Origin of the sequence: Verrucomicrobium spinosum DSM 4136 = JCM 18804 (genome assembly GCF_000172155.1) — a bacterium.
Classification (GTDB): domain Bacteria; phylum Verrucomicrobiota; class Verrucomicrobiia; order Verrucomicrobiales; family Verrucomicrobiaceae; genus Verrucomicrobium; species Verrucomicrobium spinosum.
Map to the genome: position 1 here is coordinate 6913670 of NZ_ABIZ01000001.1, position 17929 is coordinate 6931598.

11 protein-coding genes are annotated in these 17929 nt (G+C 62.7%); 7 read left to right on the forward strand and 4 right to left on the reverse strand.

Going from position 1 to position 17929, the window contains the following annotated elements; translation table 11 throughout:
• Window positions 1-24: 24 nt before the first annotated feature.
• From tsaE to sppA, 4 genes are read right to left on the reverse strand one after another with little or no spacing between them, the layout of a single operon-like run.
• Window positions 25-453 carry a tRNA (adenosine(37)-N6)-threonylcarbamoyltransferase complex ATPase subunit type 1 TsaE gene (gene tsaE / locus VSP_RS28160; protein ID WP_009964939.1) on the reverse strand — a complete coding sequence of 143 codons (429 nt, stop codon included), beginning with the start codon at window positions 451-453 and terminating at the stop codon, window positions 25-27.
• A complete protein-coding gene (locus VSP_RS37765) occupies window positions 446-1420 on the reverse strand; it encodes a thiamine-phosphate kinase (protein WP_009964940.1) in 975 nt (324 codons plus the stop codon). Before VSP_RS37765 ends, tsaE begins: the two co-directional genes overlap by 8 nt.
• A gap of 23 nt (window positions 1421-1443) precedes the next feature.
• On the reverse strand, window positions 1444-2286 hold the full coding sequence (locus tag VSP_RS28170; protein WP_009964941.1) for a CPBP family intramembrane glutamic endopeptidase: 843 nt from the start codon (window positions 2284-2286) through the stop codon (window positions 1444-1446).
• A 45-nt stretch (window positions 2287-2331) separates the two neighbouring features.
• Entirely contained in the window at window positions 2332-3363 is a 1032-nt protein-coding gene (sppA, locus tag VSP_RS37770; protein WP_009964943.1) for a signal peptide peptidase SppA, read from the reverse strand.
• Between the two features lie 712 nt (window positions 3364-4075).
• Here sppA and VSP_RS28185 point away from each other — a divergent pair.
• The 7 genes from VSP_RS28185 (at window position 4076) to VSP_RS28220 (ending at window position 17899) form a co-directional block, all read left to right on the forward strand.
• Window positions 4076-4666: a GNAT family N-acetyltransferase gene (locus VSP_RS28185; protein WP_009964945.1), complete on the forward strand. Its 591-nt coding sequence runs from the start codon at window positions 4076-4078 to the stop codon at window positions 4664-4666.
• A 925-nt stretch (window positions 4667-5591) separates the two neighbouring features.
• Complete coding sequence (locus VSP_RS28195) at window positions 5592-5999, forward strand: hypothetical protein (protein ID WP_009964947.1); 408 nt, start codon at window positions 5592-5594, stop codon at window positions 5997-5999.
• A 300-nt stretch (window positions 6000-6299) separates the two neighbouring features.
• The gene (locus VSP_RS28200) at window positions 6300-6542 is read left to right on the forward strand and encodes a hypothetical protein (RefSeq protein ID WP_009964948.1); all 243 of its coding nucleotides are present in this window, start codon (window positions 6300-6302) and stop codon (window positions 6540-6542) included.
• Between the two features lie 1410 nt (window positions 6543-7952).
• Window positions 7953-10838 carry a COR domain-containing protein gene (locus tag VSP_RS37775; RefSeq protein WP_009964949.1) on the forward strand — a complete coding sequence of 962 codons (2886 nt, stop codon included), beginning with the start codon at window positions 7953-7955 and terminating at the stop codon, window positions 10836-10838.
• Window positions 10839-11354: 516 nt separating this feature from the next.
• Entirely contained in the window at window positions 11355-11615 is a 261-nt protein-coding gene (locus tag VSP_RS44050; protein ID WP_198141247.1) for a COR domain-containing protein, read from the forward strand.
• Between the two features lie 16 nt (window positions 11616-11631).
• Complete coding sequence (locus VSP_RS28215; RefSeq protein ID WP_256200493.1) at window positions 11632-12126, forward strand: toll/interleukin-1 receptor domain-containing protein; 495 nt, start codon at window positions 11632-11634, stop codon at window positions 12124-12126.
• Between the two features lie 145 nt (window positions 12127-12271).
• Window positions 12272-17899 (forward strand): nSTAND1 domain-containing NTPase, encoded by a 5628-nt coding sequence (locus VSP_RS28220; RefSeq protein WP_009964953.1) that lies wholly within the window; start codon window positions 12272-12274, stop codon window positions 17897-17899.
• Window positions 17900-17929: the final 30 nt, after the last annotated feature.

The following is a 17929-nucleotide window of genomic DNA, read 5'->3' on the forward strand; positions in this document are numbered from 1 at the left end:
CCCCCATTCATCATTTATAATTTATCATTCCTCATTTATCATTTCATCCCCCTCTTCCACTTCCCTGACCCCATCCTCACGGATCGTGAAGTAGAACCACCGCGTGCCCTCCGGCAGGAGTTCCGGGAAACGATCTGCCCACTCCACGATCACCACGCCATCGGCCGCCAGAATGTCATCCCAGCCCACGCCCAGCACCTCCTCTGCGGAATCCAGGCGGTAAAAGTCAAAGTGGAACGCGGGCAGCCGGCCATCGTTGTACTCATGCACCAGTGTGAAGGTGGGGCTGCTCACATTCGCCAGGCTCCCCAGACCGGCCACAATGCCCTTGGTCGCATGGGTCTTGCCCGCACCCAGGGTGCCCACCAGAGCCACCACATCACCCGGCTTCAGGGTGCAGGCCAGCTCGCGGCCCCAGTGCAAGGTCTCCTCAACGCTGGCCAGTTCAATCATCAGCCTGTATCCTACGATGAGAGCGCTCAGACTCAAGCTCCTGCACAGGGGGAGCCGTCACAAAGTGCTCCCAACCAGTCTCAACGAAGTCCGGCTTCTCCCCCAATCCCATCGGGACGAAGGTGCCAATCCGCGTGAGCGGCACCTCCGGGAATCGCGCCGCCCACGACGCCGCCAGCGCCTCCCAAGCCGCCGCCGGGATGGCCAGCAGGAGCTCATAGTCCTCCCCATCTCCCCAGGCCTGGGCCGCACTGCAGCCCGGATTCACCGGCAGGGTCCCCTCCTCCAGCACAAACTCCACCCCGCTGGCCTTAGCCATCCGCGGCAAATCCTTGGCCAAACCATCACTGAGATCCATCATCGCCTGCACCTGCTGCGATTCCACCAGCCACCCAGCCTCCGCCACCCGAGGCTCAAAACTCAGATGGTGTCCCGTGATGGAGCCCCCCAACTGACCCGTCACCGCGATCACATCGCCCGCGCGGGCCCCATCGCGACGCAGCACGCGGCCCTCCCGCACCTTGCCCGTCAGGCTCACCGAGACCATCACCAGCGGACCTCCCGCCGTCTCGCCACCTACAATGCTCACCCCGTAAGTTTCCGCGCACCTCCGAAGCCCCGCGTAGAGCCGCTCCACCCAGCTCACCTCCAGCTCTCGCGGCAGCACCAGCGTGATCAGCGCATGCTGCGGCACCCCGCCCATGGAGGCCACATCACTCACCACCCGGGCCAGCGCCTTCCACCCCACCTGCTCCGGTGCCGCCTCCCGCAGGAAGTGCACACCTTCCACCACGCAGTCCGTCTTCAGCAACTGGTCCCAACCTGGCTCCACCGCACGCACCACCGCGCAGTCATCACCCGGACCCGCAATCACCTCCGGCCCCTGTGGCAAATGTTGCACCAGGCGGGAGATCAGCTCATCCTCCCCGATGCTGGCCAGGGTGAGGCGTAAATCCGGCGCGTTCATAGCAGGTGCACTCGTTGCCTCCTCTATCCCTGAAGCGACAGGGCCGCCAGGTTCCCCGCATTGAAGAGCGCGTGCATAAACACCGGCACCAGCAGGCAGCCCGTGGTCTCATAGGCCAGGGCAAAACCAATCGCCAGCAGGAAGAGCGGCACCAGGCTGCCCACATGATGATGCACCGCCGCAAAGACAAGCGCGGAAAAGATCGCCGCGAACCACCGGTCCGTGAACCGCTTCACCACCCCGTACAGAAATCCGCGGAAGAAGATTTCCTCGCTCAGCGGGGCCACAACCATCGCCAGCACGCCCAACAACACCTTCGACACCACATTCCCTGAGTTCTTGAAGATTTTCACCGTGTCTTGCGGAGAGCTGTCCACATCCTTCCATCCCAGACCCAGGGAGGTCGCGACGTACAAGATGAGTCCCATGCTCAGCACCACCAGGAGCACCGCTCCGATCGACACCCCAAACGCCCGCGCCATGCTCATCTGCCGCAGGCCAAACATTTCCGCCGGGTTCAGCCCCCGGTAGATGGTGAGATAGCCCACCAGCATGAGGCTCAGAAAGATCAGGATCACCGCACTGAAAAACAGCCCCGCCGCCGAGGCCGCATCAGAGAGCTCCTCCACCTTTGGCGTGCCCTCCTCACCCCGCTGCATGCCCCCCCACACCATCAGAGAGAGGAGTGCCAGGGCCACACACACATCCACCGTCTTGTAGGGCCGCACCAGCACATTGCCCTCCAGATTCCAGTGCAAGTCCTGGGTGACACGGAGCACGCCGTACACCGTCAGGGCGATTGCCAGGGACAGACCCGCGATGGCGAACACGTCGCGCATCACAGCCAGTGTTGCCAGGTCACTCATCGTGGGTCGTCTCGTCAGAGGGGTCAAGCCAGAGGGTTGCCCCTCTTATCGCACCATGTGCGCCGGCAGCAGGTAGGGCTTGCCCGCCTCCAGGCGCGGCAGCAGACGATCGCTCACATCAAGCTCCACCTTGCCCCCAGAAGAGGCCTGTGCCTTGCCCATGATGCCCAGCAACTGCGCCAGAGAGGGCGTCAGGCTGTACTTCACCACCATGGCATCCTTCGCGCTTCCCAGTTCCTTCGCCAGGGCATACGCATCTTCCACATAGCCCAGTTGGTCCACCAGCTTGTACTCCAGCGCCTGCTTGCCCGTCACCACACGGCCATCCGCCACACCCGTGCGCAGTTGCGCCTCATCAATGTTACGTGCCTTGGCCACGATGCCCACGAACTTGTCATACATCGCCGAGACCAGGCTCTGGATGTACTCCCGCTCGTCTTCTCGCATAGGGCGGGAGCCGCTCAACGTGTCCTTGAACTTGCCACTGGCAAAGGTCATCGTCTCCAGGCCCACTTTGCCAAAAGTCTGGCTGTAGTTCAGGCTCTGGATGATCACGCCGATGCTTGCCGTCAGCGTGGTCTCATTGGCCACGATCTTGGACGCCCCACAGGCCAGGTAGTACCCGCCCGAGGCCGCGATCGAGTCCATATACACCACCACCTTCTTCCTCGCCGCCGCCTTCTTCACCGCGTTGTAGAGATTGTCCGAGGCCGTCACCTCGCCCCCCGGTGAGTTCACCCGGATCACGATCGCCTTCACAGACTTGTCCTCAGAGGCCTGCTCCAGCGCCCGCTGGATCGCCTCCACATTCATCCCACCTTCGGAAAAGAGATCCCCGGCTGGGCCGCTGGCGATGATGCCCTCGATGTCAATGCGCACGATCTTGTCCTTCGTCTCCGCCGCCCCCGCCTCCACCAGCGTCTCCCGGAACTTCTGCTTCGGCTCCACATAGCCAATGGACGCACTGTCCAGCCCCATCCCCAGGACGGCGGCAAAAGACACAAAATTCAGCGCCAGACTGACCAGCAGCGCAACAATCACGAAAGCAAGCAAACATCCGAGGCCTTTGTTTTTCATGGTCGCCGAGCCTACGATGAGATTGTCCCGCACGCAACAAATGGCGGTTTTACGGTCTGGAGGGGAGCCGGTGCGCGGTGCGTCAGCACGTCAGTGGGCAGTGCGTCAAGGTGTTGGGGCTGAAATTGTACGGGGCACAGGCTTCACCCTGAGTGGGCTTCCGTGGGCCGAGTCCCCCCTTGCCCGTCCCGCAAGACTTGGACGGAACTCCAACCCCGAAGCGACATCGGAGAGGGTTGGAGTTCCGCGTTTACGCCAATGCCATCAGGGAAAGCTGGCGAGGCCAATGATCTCCCTTTGGCAAACGAAGCTCAGGGCCAACGGCCCGGCTTCAAGCCAGACGCCCTTTGAGCACTTTAAAGCAGGTCAAATCCCCCACCGTCGGTGGTAGTCTTGCAAGAACTCCTCCGTCAGGAAAGCCTGTTCATCAAGCAGTGAGGTGGCCAGCACCTCCAGCTCGCCAGTGGGCAGGCGCAGGCTGATAAATCGAACCTTCCAAGCTCACTGTCAGGCTGGCCCCATGCTCATTGCGAGCGAAGAGTTTTTTTGGCCGCCGCAAAGGATCGCTGCTGACAACGGACGACAAAGTGGGCACCACTCATCGCGACCTGCGCCAGGAAGAGATACAAGGCGTATCCCCTGTCACAAACAATGACATCCCCCGGCCGCGCCTTTGCGAGGCACATCACATGAAGACAGGCTGCTACACCCCATGAAACAACCCTTCCCAGGCCACCTGACCTCCGCGCGTCTCCTGCTGCGCCCACTCCACCCCGGCGATGCGGAGGCGTTGTGCGCCTACCGCTCCCTGCCTGAGGTGGCTCGCTATCAGTCCTGGGAATCGTTCGGCCCGGACGACGCAGCCCGTTTGATCGAGGCCCAGCGCACCGCCCAGCCAGACGTTCCCGGCACCTGGTTCCAGCTCGCCTTCGTCGAGACCGCCACAGGCCGCGTCATCGGCGATTGCGGCCTGCACTGCCTGCAGGAAGACGGGCGGCAGATGGAAATGGGCATCACCCTCTCCCCCCAGTACCAGGGCCGCGGCTATGCCACCGAGGCGGTCGAGTGCGTGCTCCACTATCTCTTCGGCACCCTGCACAAACATCGCGTCCTCGCCTCCACCGATGCCCTCAACCACCGCGCCGCCGCCCTTTTCCGACGGCTCGGCTTCCGGCAGGAGGCCCATTTGGTAGAGAGCCTGTGGTTCAAGGGTCAATGGGGCAGCGAATACCTCTTCGCACTGCTCAAGCGCGAGTGGGAAGCTAGTCACTCCCAAAAAAACCTCGACTCCCCCCGACCCTAGAAGCCCGCTCCCCGACGCTCGAAGTTAGAAGTTAGAAGTTAGAAGTTAGAAGCCAGAAGCTCGTGGTTGCGTTCGTAAGAACGCGAATCCCAGCAGCCCCTCCCCGCCCCAACGCGTCCTCACCCACCCCCACGCCAACTCCCCCGGCCACACAAGCCGCACCAAGAGCCGGGACGGCTCTTCCACCTTCCCCCACCGCAGCTCACACAACGATCGAAGCCCGCTCCCCGACGCTCGAAGTTAGAAGCCAGAAGCTCGTGGTTGCGTTCGTAAGAACGCGAATCCCCAGCAGCCCCTCCCCGCCCCAACGCGTCCTCCCCCACCCCCACACCAACTCCCCTGGTCACACAAGCCGCACCAAGAGCCGGGACGGCTCTTCCACCTTCCCCCACCGCAGCTCACACAACGCTCGCAGCTCGCTCCCCGACGCTCGAAGTTAGAAGCCAGAAGCTCGTGGTTGCGTTCGTAAGAACGCGAATCCCAGCAACCCCTCCCCGCCCCAACGCGTCCTCCCCAACACTCCCTCCCAGCTCCCTCCCAGCTCCAGCCCATGCCAGGCAGGCACCTGCCCCGTGAAACCCGTTTTTTGCTGCACGCCTGCAGACGCTCTGCATGTTATTCCTTGAACCTTAGCTCACCCCCCTCGACCCAAAACACCCAACCAACACAAGATAGAAAGTAGAAAGCACCTCCATCATGTCCTCCGACGGCAAGAATCCACCGGACCAGCAGAGGCAGTTCACAGGCGAACCGCCGGCGCATGCACCCTGACCCGCCCCCCGTCCCAGAGTTCCGAGATTGCATGAGCCACCGCATGAAGCAATGATCTGATTCAAGCCAGCCCGCCATCGCAGGCTGCCCCGCCTTCACAGAATCCAACTCCAACTCCAACTCCAACCCCACCCACCACCACCACTCACTCCCCATGCGCGCCGGCGACATCATGCAAGACCCCCGCTACTCCCGGATCCTCTTCGAAGTCGAAGGCCGGATCCACGACTATGACCTGCGGCTCCAAGCCCAGGAAAGCGCCACCCTGAAAGACTCCCTCGTCAAATCCGCCCTGCGGAAAATCATGAGCCAGCTCAAAGGGGCCAGCCCTCTCCCACCGCCCAAGAATGATGAAGAACGCATCAAAGGCGCACTCACCAGTGAACTCCTGGCGCATTTCCAACACGAGCATGAAACCCACGACCTGTCGCGCGGAGAATACCTCAAGGTGCTTTACGTCATCGAGGAATCGCTCGTGACCCGTCGGGAAATGGCCGGCCACTCACGCGGCTACCTGGATTTCCTCAAAGAGTTCATCCCTGAAGCCCGGGGCAACCAGTAGGGCGACGCCTCATAGGCTACGTCAGGCAGACAGGCCAGCCCCACGCCGCGCGTCAGTCGCGCTCCCGTGAAGACCAATCCCCATCTCGCGACGGCACATGCGCTGGCGCACCAGGTTGAGTGGCGTCACCTCTTTCACAAGTGATCGATATCGATCTGACGCCAATGGCGTCAAACATACCAGCCCGGGGCAAGGCGGGGCACGAGGCGCCACCATGGGGACACGCAAGCCCCGGCCCGCCTTCCTCAGCCAGTTCATCTCAGAAGCCCATCGCTCCCAGCCATTTTCAAGCACCACGAAATGAGCAACCTTCCCGTGCAACACTTTCTAAAGCTCTACCAAATGCGCCTGAGCATGGCTGAACGCGGCGTGACATCGCCGCATCCAGACATCGTCACCGCGATGCGCCAGCTCACTACAAGTTTGTCCGCCCAGGACCCAGACGCCAAAGTACGATTGGAGATTCACGGGAGCCGAACACGATTCATTGCCACAGCGACGGGCGAGTTGCTCGGAGAGTTTCACCACACGGATGATGCCTGATCACGCGATGACCACAACGCCCACAAGTACTGCCAGTCCCTGCAAGGCGGCCGCCCTCGCACTCTACCTGGCCCTCGCCGCCACCCATTGTCGGGATATAGGAGCCAACCCGGCGGACCCCCGCTGACCAGCGCCGACCTGGTCGGCACCTGGCAAGGGGAGGAGGGCTGGGGCGCGCGGTTCGTCATCACTCGCAACGCGGACGGCACCTTCACAGAGAGCATTGATTCCAGCAACTCCGACGTCCCATCTCATCCTCCTCTCATCAAAGCAAAAGGCCGGTGGACGCTCGTGGGAAGCAAGTATTCCATCACCTACACGGATCGCTCCGAGGATGTCCCAAACCCGGGCACTGGACTCCGCAACCAACGTCACCCAACCACCCCTGCGTTCAAGGCAATTACCGTTCGAAGCTCAATCCTGAAAGGAATGTCTAACCCAGCCCAGGGTTGGACGAGCCCGAAGCGAGTCAACCCTGGGTAACTTCCGCCATCATGATCAGGCGTGGAAACCGACAAAACCTCCTCCCACCCCAGCGCCTCCTCCGCGCCCACCAAGCACCCCACCCCACCCACGATAGTCGCCGCACCAGCTCACGAGGCGGTTCGTAGTTCAAACTTCAGTTTGCCTCAGTCGATCAGGAGTAACGCGCCCTGAGGCAAACTGAAGTTTGAACTACGAACAGAGCCCAGCTTCGATCACATGCGGCCCCACACGTCTTCACCTTCCTCCCGCCGTCCCCGCGACACCAAAGGGCCCAAAGCAATCAAGCCACCACACCACCCCCAACACCTGGTCCCGCTTGCGGAACTATGGAGTGCGTGCGTGAAGCGCCGCTTTCGGGGGACCTGTTGAGGTTAGAACCACCATAACGCCCGAGCGAAGCCCACCAGCCCCAAACCCGGACTCTCAACAGCCCCCACGTTCCCCCTGCTCCCACGCTCAGGTTCCAGCCCCTCACCAGCGCCGCCAAAGCGGCGGTTCCCGAACGCACTCCAAAGATGCTTCGCATCCAGGTGCTGGGAGCGCCAGGATGACCGCCCATCCCAGAGCCTCCGACCTCGGAGGAACATCACTCCATCACTCCATCACTCCACCACTCCATCAACCAAGCACCAAGCACCAAGCACCAAGCAGCCCACCCGCCCGCCCCCGGTCCCGGAGGGACCCCGGAAACATAGCCGGTGGTGAAGGCCTGTCCTCAGGCCGGGAACCACCGGACCACCACCCCAGGCCCCCTCCCGTCCCGGAGGGGACGGCGGACCCGGAAGACGCCCTTACTCCATCTCCATCCCGCTTCGATCTCACCACCCGCTGCATGAAAAGGTTGCTCCATCCCTGGACATTGGACATCATGGCCTCAAGACCCGGCTCTGCCGCATCTCACCTCCCGCCCCCGTCGCTCCCGCCATGGCCAAGAAAGCAGCACGAAAACCAGCCAAAAAGGCCCTTGCCACGACGAGCCTGCTCCCGCAGATCAACCTTCCGGTGGAGGAGCAGGGCACTCCCTATGAGATTGCTTTGCGTCGCATCACGCAAACGGAAGGATCTGGCGGCCAGCACCTTGATTTGGAGGGCCTCGGTCTGAAAGAAGTTCCGGAGGCGCTTGCCAAGTGCACCGGGTTGAAGTGGTTGACCCTCTCCCACAACCCGCTCAAACGCTTTCCTGAGAGCATCCTGAGTCTGAAGCAATTGAAACATCTTAATCTTGACGGCACTCAGATTCAATCCCTCCCCCCGTCTTTCGGCCAGCTCCAAGCACTAAGCTTCCTCTTCCTTTCAGGCAATGCTCTCAGTTCTCTGCCAGCCTCACTTGCCCAGTGCTCTCAACTCGCTGGCCTTATACTCCGCAATAACAGGTTCACCAGCCTGCCCCCGGTTCTTGAACATCTCGACTCTCTCGAATTTCTAGACCTAGGAATCAACCTTCTCACAGGCTCCCTCGAAGGCTTGCAGCATCTGCGCAAACTGAAACAGCTTCGCTTGCACGGTTGTGGCTTGACGTCTCTCCCAGAGATCTTCTCAGCATTCCCCGAGCTCGAAGCACTGCATCTGCAGGACAACCAACTCACCCAACTGCCCGCCTCCCTCGCCTCCTGCAAAAAGCTACGGCGGCTCGTAATCTCAGACAACCGGCTCACCAGCCTTCCGAGATATCTCCAAGAGCTCCCTGACTTGTCAGAGATCTATCTTCACAACAACCCCAGACTGAACCTTCCCGCCGAGGTGCTAGGGCCGCACTTCCGCCCTGGAACTCCCGCCAAACCATCCAACACGCCTAAAGCCGCCGACATCCTTCGCTACTACTTCCGCCTCGCCGAGGGCCAATCCCGCCCGCTCAACGAGGTCAAACTCCTCCTCGTTGGCCGCGGCAAGGCAGGCAAGAGCTCCCTGCGGGACCGCCTGGTTCACAACACCTTTGACGAGAACAAACCCGAAACACCCGGCATCGACATCCAGCCCTGGGAGCTCCACTGCCATGGCGAGGACCTCCGCCTTCACGTCTGGGACTTCGCGGGTCAGGAAATCACCCACGCCACCCACCAGTTCTTCCTCACCGAGCGCAGCGTCTATCTCCTCGTCCTGGAGGGCCGCACCGACAACCAGGATCGCGACGCAGAGTACTGGCTGCGGCTCATCTCCACCTTCGGCAAGGACTCCCCCATCATCATCGCGCTGAACCAGTGGGACGTACGCCCCTTTGAGGTGGACCGCAACCTCCTCCAGGAGCGCTACCCCGCGATCAAGGCCTTCATCCCCACTGACTGCAAGACCCAGCACGGCATCGACGACCTCAAAGAAACGATCTGCGACATCCTCCGCGATCTCAAAGAGGTGCACGAGCCCTTTCCCAGCTCCTGGTGGAACGTGAAGGAGTACTTCGGCGCAGCAAAGCACAACTATCTTCCCTTCACCCGCTTTCGCACGCTGTGCGAGGAGCGAGACCTGAAAGAGCCTGACCAGCAGGACAGCCTGGCCCGCATCCTCCACGCCCTGGGCATCATCCTTCACTATGGCGAGGATGCCCGCCTGAAAGACACCACCGTGCTCAATCCCCAGTGGGTCACCAACGGTGTGTACCACCTCCTCCGACTCAAAGACGAGCAGGGTGGCAACGGCATTCTCACCTTGGAAGAGGCCGCCGCTGCCATGCCGGACGAGCCGCCGGAGATGGTGCGTTACCTCATCGAACTCATGCGCCGGTTCGAGCTCTGCTACGCCCTGGACGAGGCCGAGACCCGCTGGCTCATCCCGCAGGTCCTCACCCGCTACCAGCCCAAGCTTGCCGCAGACTGGACCACCGCCCCCGCCACCCGTCTCCGCTACACTTACAAGGTCATCCCTGAGGGGCTGCTCCCCCGCTTCATCGTCCGCACCCACCCGCTCAGTGAGCACACCGAACGCTGGCGCAACGGCGTCGTCCTCAGTGTCGAAGGCGCCCAGGCCCTCGTTAGGGCCGAGCACACCGAGAACCGCATCACCGTCACCGTACAGGGCGAGCCCGAACCTCGCCTCCGCCTCGTCCAGCTCATCCGCGGCCACCTCCAGGACATCCACGCCAGCCTCCCCGGCCTCACGCCCAGAGAGGAGATGGAAGTCACCGGCTACCGCAACATCTACAAGGACGTTGCCACCCTGGAGCGTGACGAGCGCCGCCGCCTCACCACCACCGTGGAGACCGTGGACGGCAGCATCCCCATCGAGCAGACCCCGCAGCTCAACACCATCTCCGCCCCGCTCAAGCGCCAGCCAGACGCCCCCGTCGTCCGCGTCTTCGTCAGCTACTCCCAGCGCGACACCCGCCACCTGGATGTCTTCAAGCAGAACCTCAAAGTCATGCAGATGAACGGCCTCATCACCCTCTGGTATGACGGGCTCATCAAGACGGGCAGCGAGTGGGACCAGGACATCCGTCGGGAGCTGGAAGAGGCAGACATCATTGTCTTCATGGTCAGCACCAATTTCCTCGCCTCCGACTACATCCTCGGCGTGGAGATGGCCCGAGCCATCCAGCGCAAAGAGGCCGGCGAGGCCGAGATCGTCACCCTGCTCCTCGAACCCAACTGCGGCTGGCGCAAGCCCCACCAGCTCAAGCCCCGCGGCAGCAGTGAAACCATCACCTGCGAGCTCAAGAAATACCAGGCCATCTACCCCGCCAGCAAACAAGCCAGGCGCTGGCCCATCGCCCCTCATGCCTTCAACCACGTGGAAGATCCTCTTGAAGACCTCCGCAACCAGATCCTCGCCAAACGCCCGGCCAGCGCAGCCTTGCCCCGCTTCCGTCATGCGAACTGAGGCGTAGTCACCGACTAACGGCCGGCCCCTCGGTCACCACCCCACCACCCCACCACCCCACCACCTCACCACCTCACCACCTACCGAGATCCGCCATCATCCCACCTCCCCACGAGACATGACTTTTCCAGAGGTACCTCAACCACCCCATGCCACCGACTCCCCCGACACAATGCCATCCTCGCCGACCTAACGTCATGCTCCCCGGTCCCGGAGGGACCTCGGAATATAGCCGGTGGTGGAGGCCTGTCACCAGGCCGGGAACCACCGGATTCAGGGTGTAACAGGCATTACCGTCCCGGAGGGACGGCGGACCGGAAAGACGCCCTTCTGACGTGTCACGCTCCAATACACGAAAAGGCTGCTCCATCCCTGCGTATTTGCCAACCTGACCTCTCTTCCCGGCTCCGCATCTTTCGTCTTGCACCATGGCCAAGAAAGCCGCACCAAATCATCCCCAAAAGCCATTCCCATGATGAGCCCGCCTCAGCAGGTAGAGATCGCTGAAAAAAATTGGTGAGGGCCTCGAACATCAAGTTCACGGCATTCCGCACCTTGTGTGACGAAAAAGGTCTCACCGATCCCCTTCAACAAGACAGCCTGGCCCGCATCCTGCACGCCTTGGGCATCATCCTCCATTACGGCGAAGACGCCAGACTGAAGGACACAACTGTACTCAAACCACAATGGGTAACGAGTGGTGTCTATCGCCTTCTTCGATTCAATGATGGCACAGACGCTAGCGGTGTCCTAACTCTCTCCGATTCCCAGCCCTGAGCCCCTGCGCCTCTTCATCAGCTACGCGCAGCGCGACATCCGTCACCTGGACGTCTTCAAGCAGAACCTGAAGGTCATGCAGATGAACGGCCTCATCAAGACCGGCAGCGAATGGGACCAGGACATCCGCCGGGAACTCGACGACGCTGACATCATCGTCTTCATGGTCAGCACGAATTTCCTCGCCTCCGACTACATCCGCGGCGTGGAGATGGCCCGCGCCATCCAGCGCAAAGAGGCCAGCGAGGCCGAGCTTGTCACCCTCCTCCTCGAACCTGACTGTGGCTGGAAAGATCCCCACCAGCTCAAGCTCCGCGGCACCGACCAGACCATCACCTGCAACCTCAAGAAGTACCAGGCCATCCACCCCCGCAACAGGAAGGCCGCCCGCTGGCCCACCACCGCCAACGCCTTCAACCACGTGGAGCCCGCCCTGACCAAACTCCGCGAAACCATCCTCGCCAGACGCCCCGTCGGCGAGTTCCTCCCCAGACATCGCCCGACCGGCTAGACACCCCGGCCCCAAGCCCCTGGCGACGCTGCGCATCTCCCCCACATGCCGGAGCCGACAGAGCGGGCTTCCAGCCCCCGCCCCTTTTTCCCACGCCACCCTTGACGCCTGTGCCATGGTCCCATGAAGCAAACTTGCCTGCTCCATGCAAACCCTGCGCATCTTCATCTCCAGCCCCGGCGACGTCGCCGAGGAACGCAAAATGGCGCAGCAGGTCATCGCCGCGCTTCAGCAGAGATACCGCGGCCACCTCACCCTGGAGGCAGTCGTATGGGAGCAACTCCCCATTCCCGCCACGAGCTCATTTCAGCAAGGCATTGATGCCGTCCTCACCGGCCCGGAAAAGATCGACATCGCCGTCTTCATCCTCTGGGCCCGGCTCGGCACCCCTTTGGAGTCCGGCATCACCAAACCAGACGGCACCCCCTACCTGAGCGGCACGGAGCGCGAGTTCGATCTCATGCTCGAAGCCTTCCAGCAATCTGGCCACCAACGCCCCCTCATCCTCACCTACACCCGTCGGGATAGCGACGGATTTGGCACCAGCCTCCTTGCCGCAAAAGACGCCAGCCCCGCCATCCTCGAGCTGGTGAAGCAACGCGATGCCGCCCGGAAATTCATCCAGGAGCGTTTCCTCTCCCCCCAGGGGCAGAACCTCCACGCCTACCACTCCTATCAGGACCCCATCGGCTTCGCCCAGCGCCTCTCCAGCCACCTGCACCACGCCATCGACACCCTGCTGGGTCAAGACGCCCCCACCATCTCCTGGACAGACCTCCCCTACCGCAGCCTCCAGTACTTTGACATCCAGCATGCCCCCATCTTCTGCGGTCGGGAGGAGGAGACCTTTCACATCCTCCAACAGCTGCGGGACCAGCGCAAGGCAGGAACCGCCTTCGTCTGCATCCTGGGTGCCAGCGGCTCCGGCAAGTCATCCCTCGCTAGGGCAGGCGTCGCCGCCGCCCTCATGCAGCAGTCCTTTGAGGACGGCGTCAAAGCCTGGCTCCCCACCGTGCTGGTCCCCAGCCGGGCCGCCCAACCCCTGCTCACCACCCTCGCCCACAGCCTGGGCACCGCCCTGCCCGCACTTCACCACCAGCGCCCCGGCGGCATCGCAGAGCTCGCCACCTGTCTGCAAGAGGAGAACCACACAGCCGCCGGCATCCTGCTCAGCCTCGCCGTCCACACCGCCCAGACCGCTGCTGGCGGCCCCATACGCCTCGTCATGGTGCTGGACCAGATGGAGGAGCTGTGGCCCGCCCCCTCCGAGGCCGGGGAGACAGAGTTATTCCTGCGAACCCTCGCCTGGCTCTGCGGAAAGAACCATCCCGTCGACATCATCGCCACCCTGCGCAGTGACTGTTATCACCATGCCCAGGCCTCGGAGGCCTACATGCAGATGAGGGGCGGACAGGGCCAGTTCGACCTCACCGCCCCCGGCGACGCCGCGCTCCACCGCATGATCACCCAGCCCGCCCGGCTCGCTGGGTTGACCTTTGAGCGGGATGTCCAGACCAGGCTCTCGCTCGATGAAAAACTGCTGGCCGAAGTCCGGCACCAACCCGACGCCCTCCCTCTGCTCCAGTACACCTTGAGCGAGCTTCATGAGAAGGCCGCCGGCACTCGCAAACTCACCTTCGCCGCTTACAAAGACCTCGGCGGCATAGAGGGTGCCATCGGTCGTGGGGCCCAGGCAGCATTCAGGGCCACCAGCCAGGCCGCGCAGGCCGCCCTGGACGAGATCACCCCCGCCCTCGTCACCATCAGAGGCTCCGGCGAGTCCCAGATCCTCCGCCGCCTCGCCTCGTACGAGGAAATCACCAATACCCCGGCCAGGAAGGAGCTCGTTGACGCCCTTGTCAGGGGCCGCTTCGCCATCGTCAGCAAGGAGGGCGTCACCTTCGCCCATGAAGCCCTCCTCCGGCGCTGGGATCGTCTTGCTGAATCCATCGACAACAACGCCGAGCTCCTCCGCCTCCGCTCCAGCGTTGAGCAGAGCCATGACCAATGGCTGAACGCCAACCAAGACCCCAGCCGCCTCCTACAGACAGGACTCCCTCTGGAGGAAGGCCGCCGCCTCCTGGACGCTCCCCAGACCCTGCTCAGCGAGCCGGTCAAGACGTACATCAATGCCTCCCTGAAAAGGGAGCAAAGCAGGAAACGCCACCTGAGACAGTCCTTGGTGGCCGCCGCTATCGCAGGCCTCACCATCGTCGCCATGGTCATACGGAGCATCGAGTCCCAGCACTCCCAGAAGCGCTCCGATGCCCAGATCCACGAAGCCGTCCGCAACGCCTGGGGCAGCGCCCGGGAGGCCTTTGAAGTCCGCGATGACCCGCCCACAGGATTTGCCCATCTGGCCCGGGCCGTTTGGTTCAATGAAAAACTCCCACCCCACCTCCAGCTCAACGAGCTGCACCAGGACGTCGCCCTGCGCCTCCTGCACGCCCCCACCGCCAACCCCCTGCCCGTGGCGGGCCCCGCCCACACCGGCTCCGGGGTAAACAGCGCCGCCTTCAGCAAGGATGGACGCCTGATCCTGACAGCCAGCGGCAAGCAGGCGCAGCTCTGGGACGCCCGCACGCTCCAGCCCATCGGTGCCCCGCTGCCGCATACCTCAGATGTTGAACTGGCCGTCTTCAACCCGGCCAACCATCGCTTCATCGCCACCATCGCCGGAGAGTCCGTCTTCCACTGGGATTTGGAAAACAGCACACAATCCCTTGAGCTGAAACACCCAGAAACCGTCCGTCATCTCAACTTCAGCCGGGATGGCTCAAAGCTCGTCTCCAGTGGTCAGGACAATCAGGCAAGAGTCTGGGACCTCGCGACAGGCAAACTCTTGCAGTCCATCCGCCATGAAATTCAGTTCGCCGCGCAATTCAGCCCTGACGGTCGCCAGTTGCTCATCTGCCCCATCCAAGACCAGGCCCAGTTGTTCGATCTCGCAACCTCAAAACCGTCCGGTCCAGCCATGCCTCATGCGGGCACCATCACGCATGCCACCTTCAGCCCTGCCAGCAACCTTATCCTCACGGCAAGCGGAAGCTACCGCGATGACAGAAGCGACTTCGACTACGCCTACGACAATACATTGCGCCTCTGGGACGGCCAAAGCGGTGACCCCATCGGCAACCCCATGCTGCACGACAACGTCACCCAGGTCAGCTTCAGCGCTGACGGCGGCTTCATCCTCTCCGCCAGCACAGACCGCGCCCGGGTCTGGGATGTCTTCACTCAAAAGCCCGCCTCCACCGCCGTTGACCTCTCCGATACCACCTCCTTTGTGAGAGAGGGCACCAACACCGGATTCCGTCCAGACGGGCTCGCCTACGTCACCACCGTCAGCGGCTACAAGGCGGTCCTTTGGGACACCTTGAGCGGCACTCCGCTGGGCAGTCCCCTTTATCATCAAGACAGCGTCTATCTGGCCGTGTTCAGCCCCGATGGATCACGGCTGCTCACCTACAGCGAGAGAGACGGCCTCCTGCTCTGGGACAGCAATACCAGCGCCCCTTCCGGGGAATATCTCGCCGGAAGGGGATCCGACCACGTGCAGTTCAGCCCGGACGGGCGGCACCTCCTGGCCATCTGCAATGACATCCACTACGGCATCGCCACCTCCCCAGGCATCGTCCAGCGCTGGGACTACGCGTCCCGCACACTCCTAGAACCGCTCATCACCCATCATGGACGTATTCTTGCCGGTGAGTTCAGCCCGGATGGCGGGCGCTTCCTGATCGTTTGCGATGACAATCATGTGCGCACCTATCACACGCTGTCTGGCGAGCCGGCCAGTCCGCCCATCTCACTTCCCCATCCCGTCTCCTGCGCCCACTTCAGTCCAGATGGCGCCCGCATCCTCACTGGCTGTGGCGTACCCATGCCCCTCATCGAGAACGATGCGAAAACCTCCGTGACATGGAACCACACCACCGGCGAGGCACAGCTCTGGGACGCCACCTCTGGCACCCCGGTGCTCGCCTCCTTCCCTCACCAGGGCAGAGTCAGCACCGCCGCCTTTTCCCCAGACGGCAAACGCATCGTCACCGCCTGTGAAGACCGGACCGCCCGCCTCTGGGATGCCTCCTCTGGCCAGCCCCTGGGCGCGGTCATGCTCCACGAAGCTCCGGTCAATCACGCCAGCTTCAGCGCGGATGGGCGGATGCTTCTCACAGGCAGCGGCATTCCCCGCAGGGACGGCGGCCGCTTTGCAGGCAGCGCCAGACTTTGGGATGCCGCCACGGGGCGATCCCTGGCTCCACCCTATGCCACAGAAAAAACCGTCCGCCAAGTCCAGTTCAGTCCTCAAGGAAACAACTTCCTCACCATAAGCTGCCAGGAGGACAGGGCGGATGACACCCACCATCACTTGTGGAGCACCTCCGCAGACAGCCCGATCGCCGGCCCCCTGCACCCTGCCAAGAGACTCCATCCCCTGCTCTGGGGTGCCCCCCACTACGGCCTCGGGGCGGAAGAGAGCTTCTACTACGGAGAGTCCCTCTTCCAAGGCGTCTGCTCCGCTGCCTATCACCCCACAGCCCTCTCCTTTGCCACCAATGTCAGTGGGGGGACCAGCATCTGGAGCCCTCTTGACGGCAAGCCCTTGGGCCCCCTGCTCCCCCAGTCCGGTGCCGCCCACGGCATCGCCTACAGCCCAGATGGCACCTCCCTCGTCACCGCCCGCTCCCCCACCGGCACTCGTATCTGGGACGTCAATACCCGGGACATCCACACCACCAACAGCGACATCGAGATGATCGGTGGCGTCAGAATCAACAAGGACGGCCTCCGGCTTGCCGTGCCCATGGAGGAGAGGCTCCATTGGAAGAATCATCTCCTTGCCGCAGATCCCGCCAGCCTCACCCCGTGGCAATCCCTTACGCGCTGGCATCTCAGCCCCCGCAATGAACGCCCCTTCTCCCCCCACTCCCCGACCACGCTTGCAGAACAAATCACCAGACTCACACAGAAAGGCTTCCAAAGGGAACCCGCCGGCACCTACGAGCTCCAGCCCCTCAAGGAGGCTTATTTCCTTGATTCCACCCACCCGGGAGCACAGCTCCTGGCGGCCGGCATCTGGGCCGCTCATGCAGATTTCCTCGCACCAGGCACCTCTTTCTGGTTTTACCACAGACCCCTGATCGACGCCAAAAGCCACAGCGCCATCCATCATGCCGATAGGGCCCTCGCCCTCCATCCCGGCCTGCCGCTTGCCCTCCGGGCCAAAGGCTACTCCTTGTCCTGGTTGCAAGACCACCAGGGAGCCCTGGACGTCCGCCGCCAGTTGTGCGCCAGCCCGGAGGCCATCGCGGCAGACTTCAGCCAGGCATTCCGATCCGCCGCCCGGGCTGGCCAGGGCCAGATCTGCCAGGAACTGATGGCTGCCGGTGAGAAACGGTTCCCAGGAAACTCAGAGATGCTCATCCACAAAGGCCTCGCCTTCATCGAGCTACCATCCCCCTCCGCCTCCATCGACGCCTTCGCAGCCGCCCAAGCCCAGAATCCAGACGTCTTTGGCGAGGAATACGAAGCACGCGCCGCCCAGGCCGCCGCCCAGTGGGCTCTGGGAACCACCGCCTCCCGGCAGCAGGCCGTCACGCTCTACAAAGCCCTCATCGACGACAACGATCCCACCCGACAGTACTGGGCTTCCCAGGCCTATGTGGAAACGGTCGTCGATCTCCAGTTCATCCAGCCCACCCTCCTCCAGGTTCTCACCGCCACCCTGGCCAAACATCCCGACCTGGCTCCCAAAGCCCCACCCGAGTAAGCCGCCCCACCCACAACAAAGGACTGCGCC

Excerpts from the sequence above, each read along its gene's own strand:
- tsaE (WP_009964939.1), bottom strand. The coding sequence starts at position 453 with ATGATTGAACTGGCCAGCGTTGAGGAGACCTTGCACTGGGGCCGCGAG.
- VSP_RS37765 (WP_009964940.1), bottom strand. The coding sequence starts at position 1,420 with ATGAACGCGCCGGATTTACGCCTCACCCTGGCCAGCATCGGGGAGGAT.
- VSP_RS28170 (WP_009964941.1), bottom strand. The coding sequence starts at position 2,286 with ATGAGTGACCTGGCAACACTGGCTGTGATGCGCGACGTGTTCGCCATC.
- sppA (WP_009964943.1), bottom strand. The coding sequence starts at position 3,363 with ATGAAAAACAAAGGCCTCGGATGTTTGCTTGCTTTCGTGATTGTTGCG.
- VSP_RS28185 (WP_009964945.1), top strand. The coding sequence starts at position 4,076 with ATGAAACAACCCTTCCCAGGCCACCTGACCTCCGCGCGTCTCCTGCTG.
- VSP_RS28195 (WP_009964947.1), top strand. The coding sequence starts at position 5,592 with ATGCGCGCCGGCGACATCATGCAAGACCCCCGCTACTCCCGGATCCTC.
- VSP_RS28200 (WP_009964948.1), top strand. The coding sequence starts at position 6,300 with ATGAGCAACCTTCCCGTGCAACACTTTCTAAAGCTCTACCAAATGCGC.
- VSP_RS37775 (WP_009964949.1), top strand. The coding sequence starts at position 7,953 with ATGGCCAAGAAAGCAGCACGAAAACCAGCCAAAAAGGCCCTTGCCACG.
- VSP_RS28220 (WP_009964953.1), top strand. The coding sequence starts at position 12,272 with ATGCAAACCCTGCGCATCTTCATCTCCAGCCCCGGCGACGTCGCCGAG.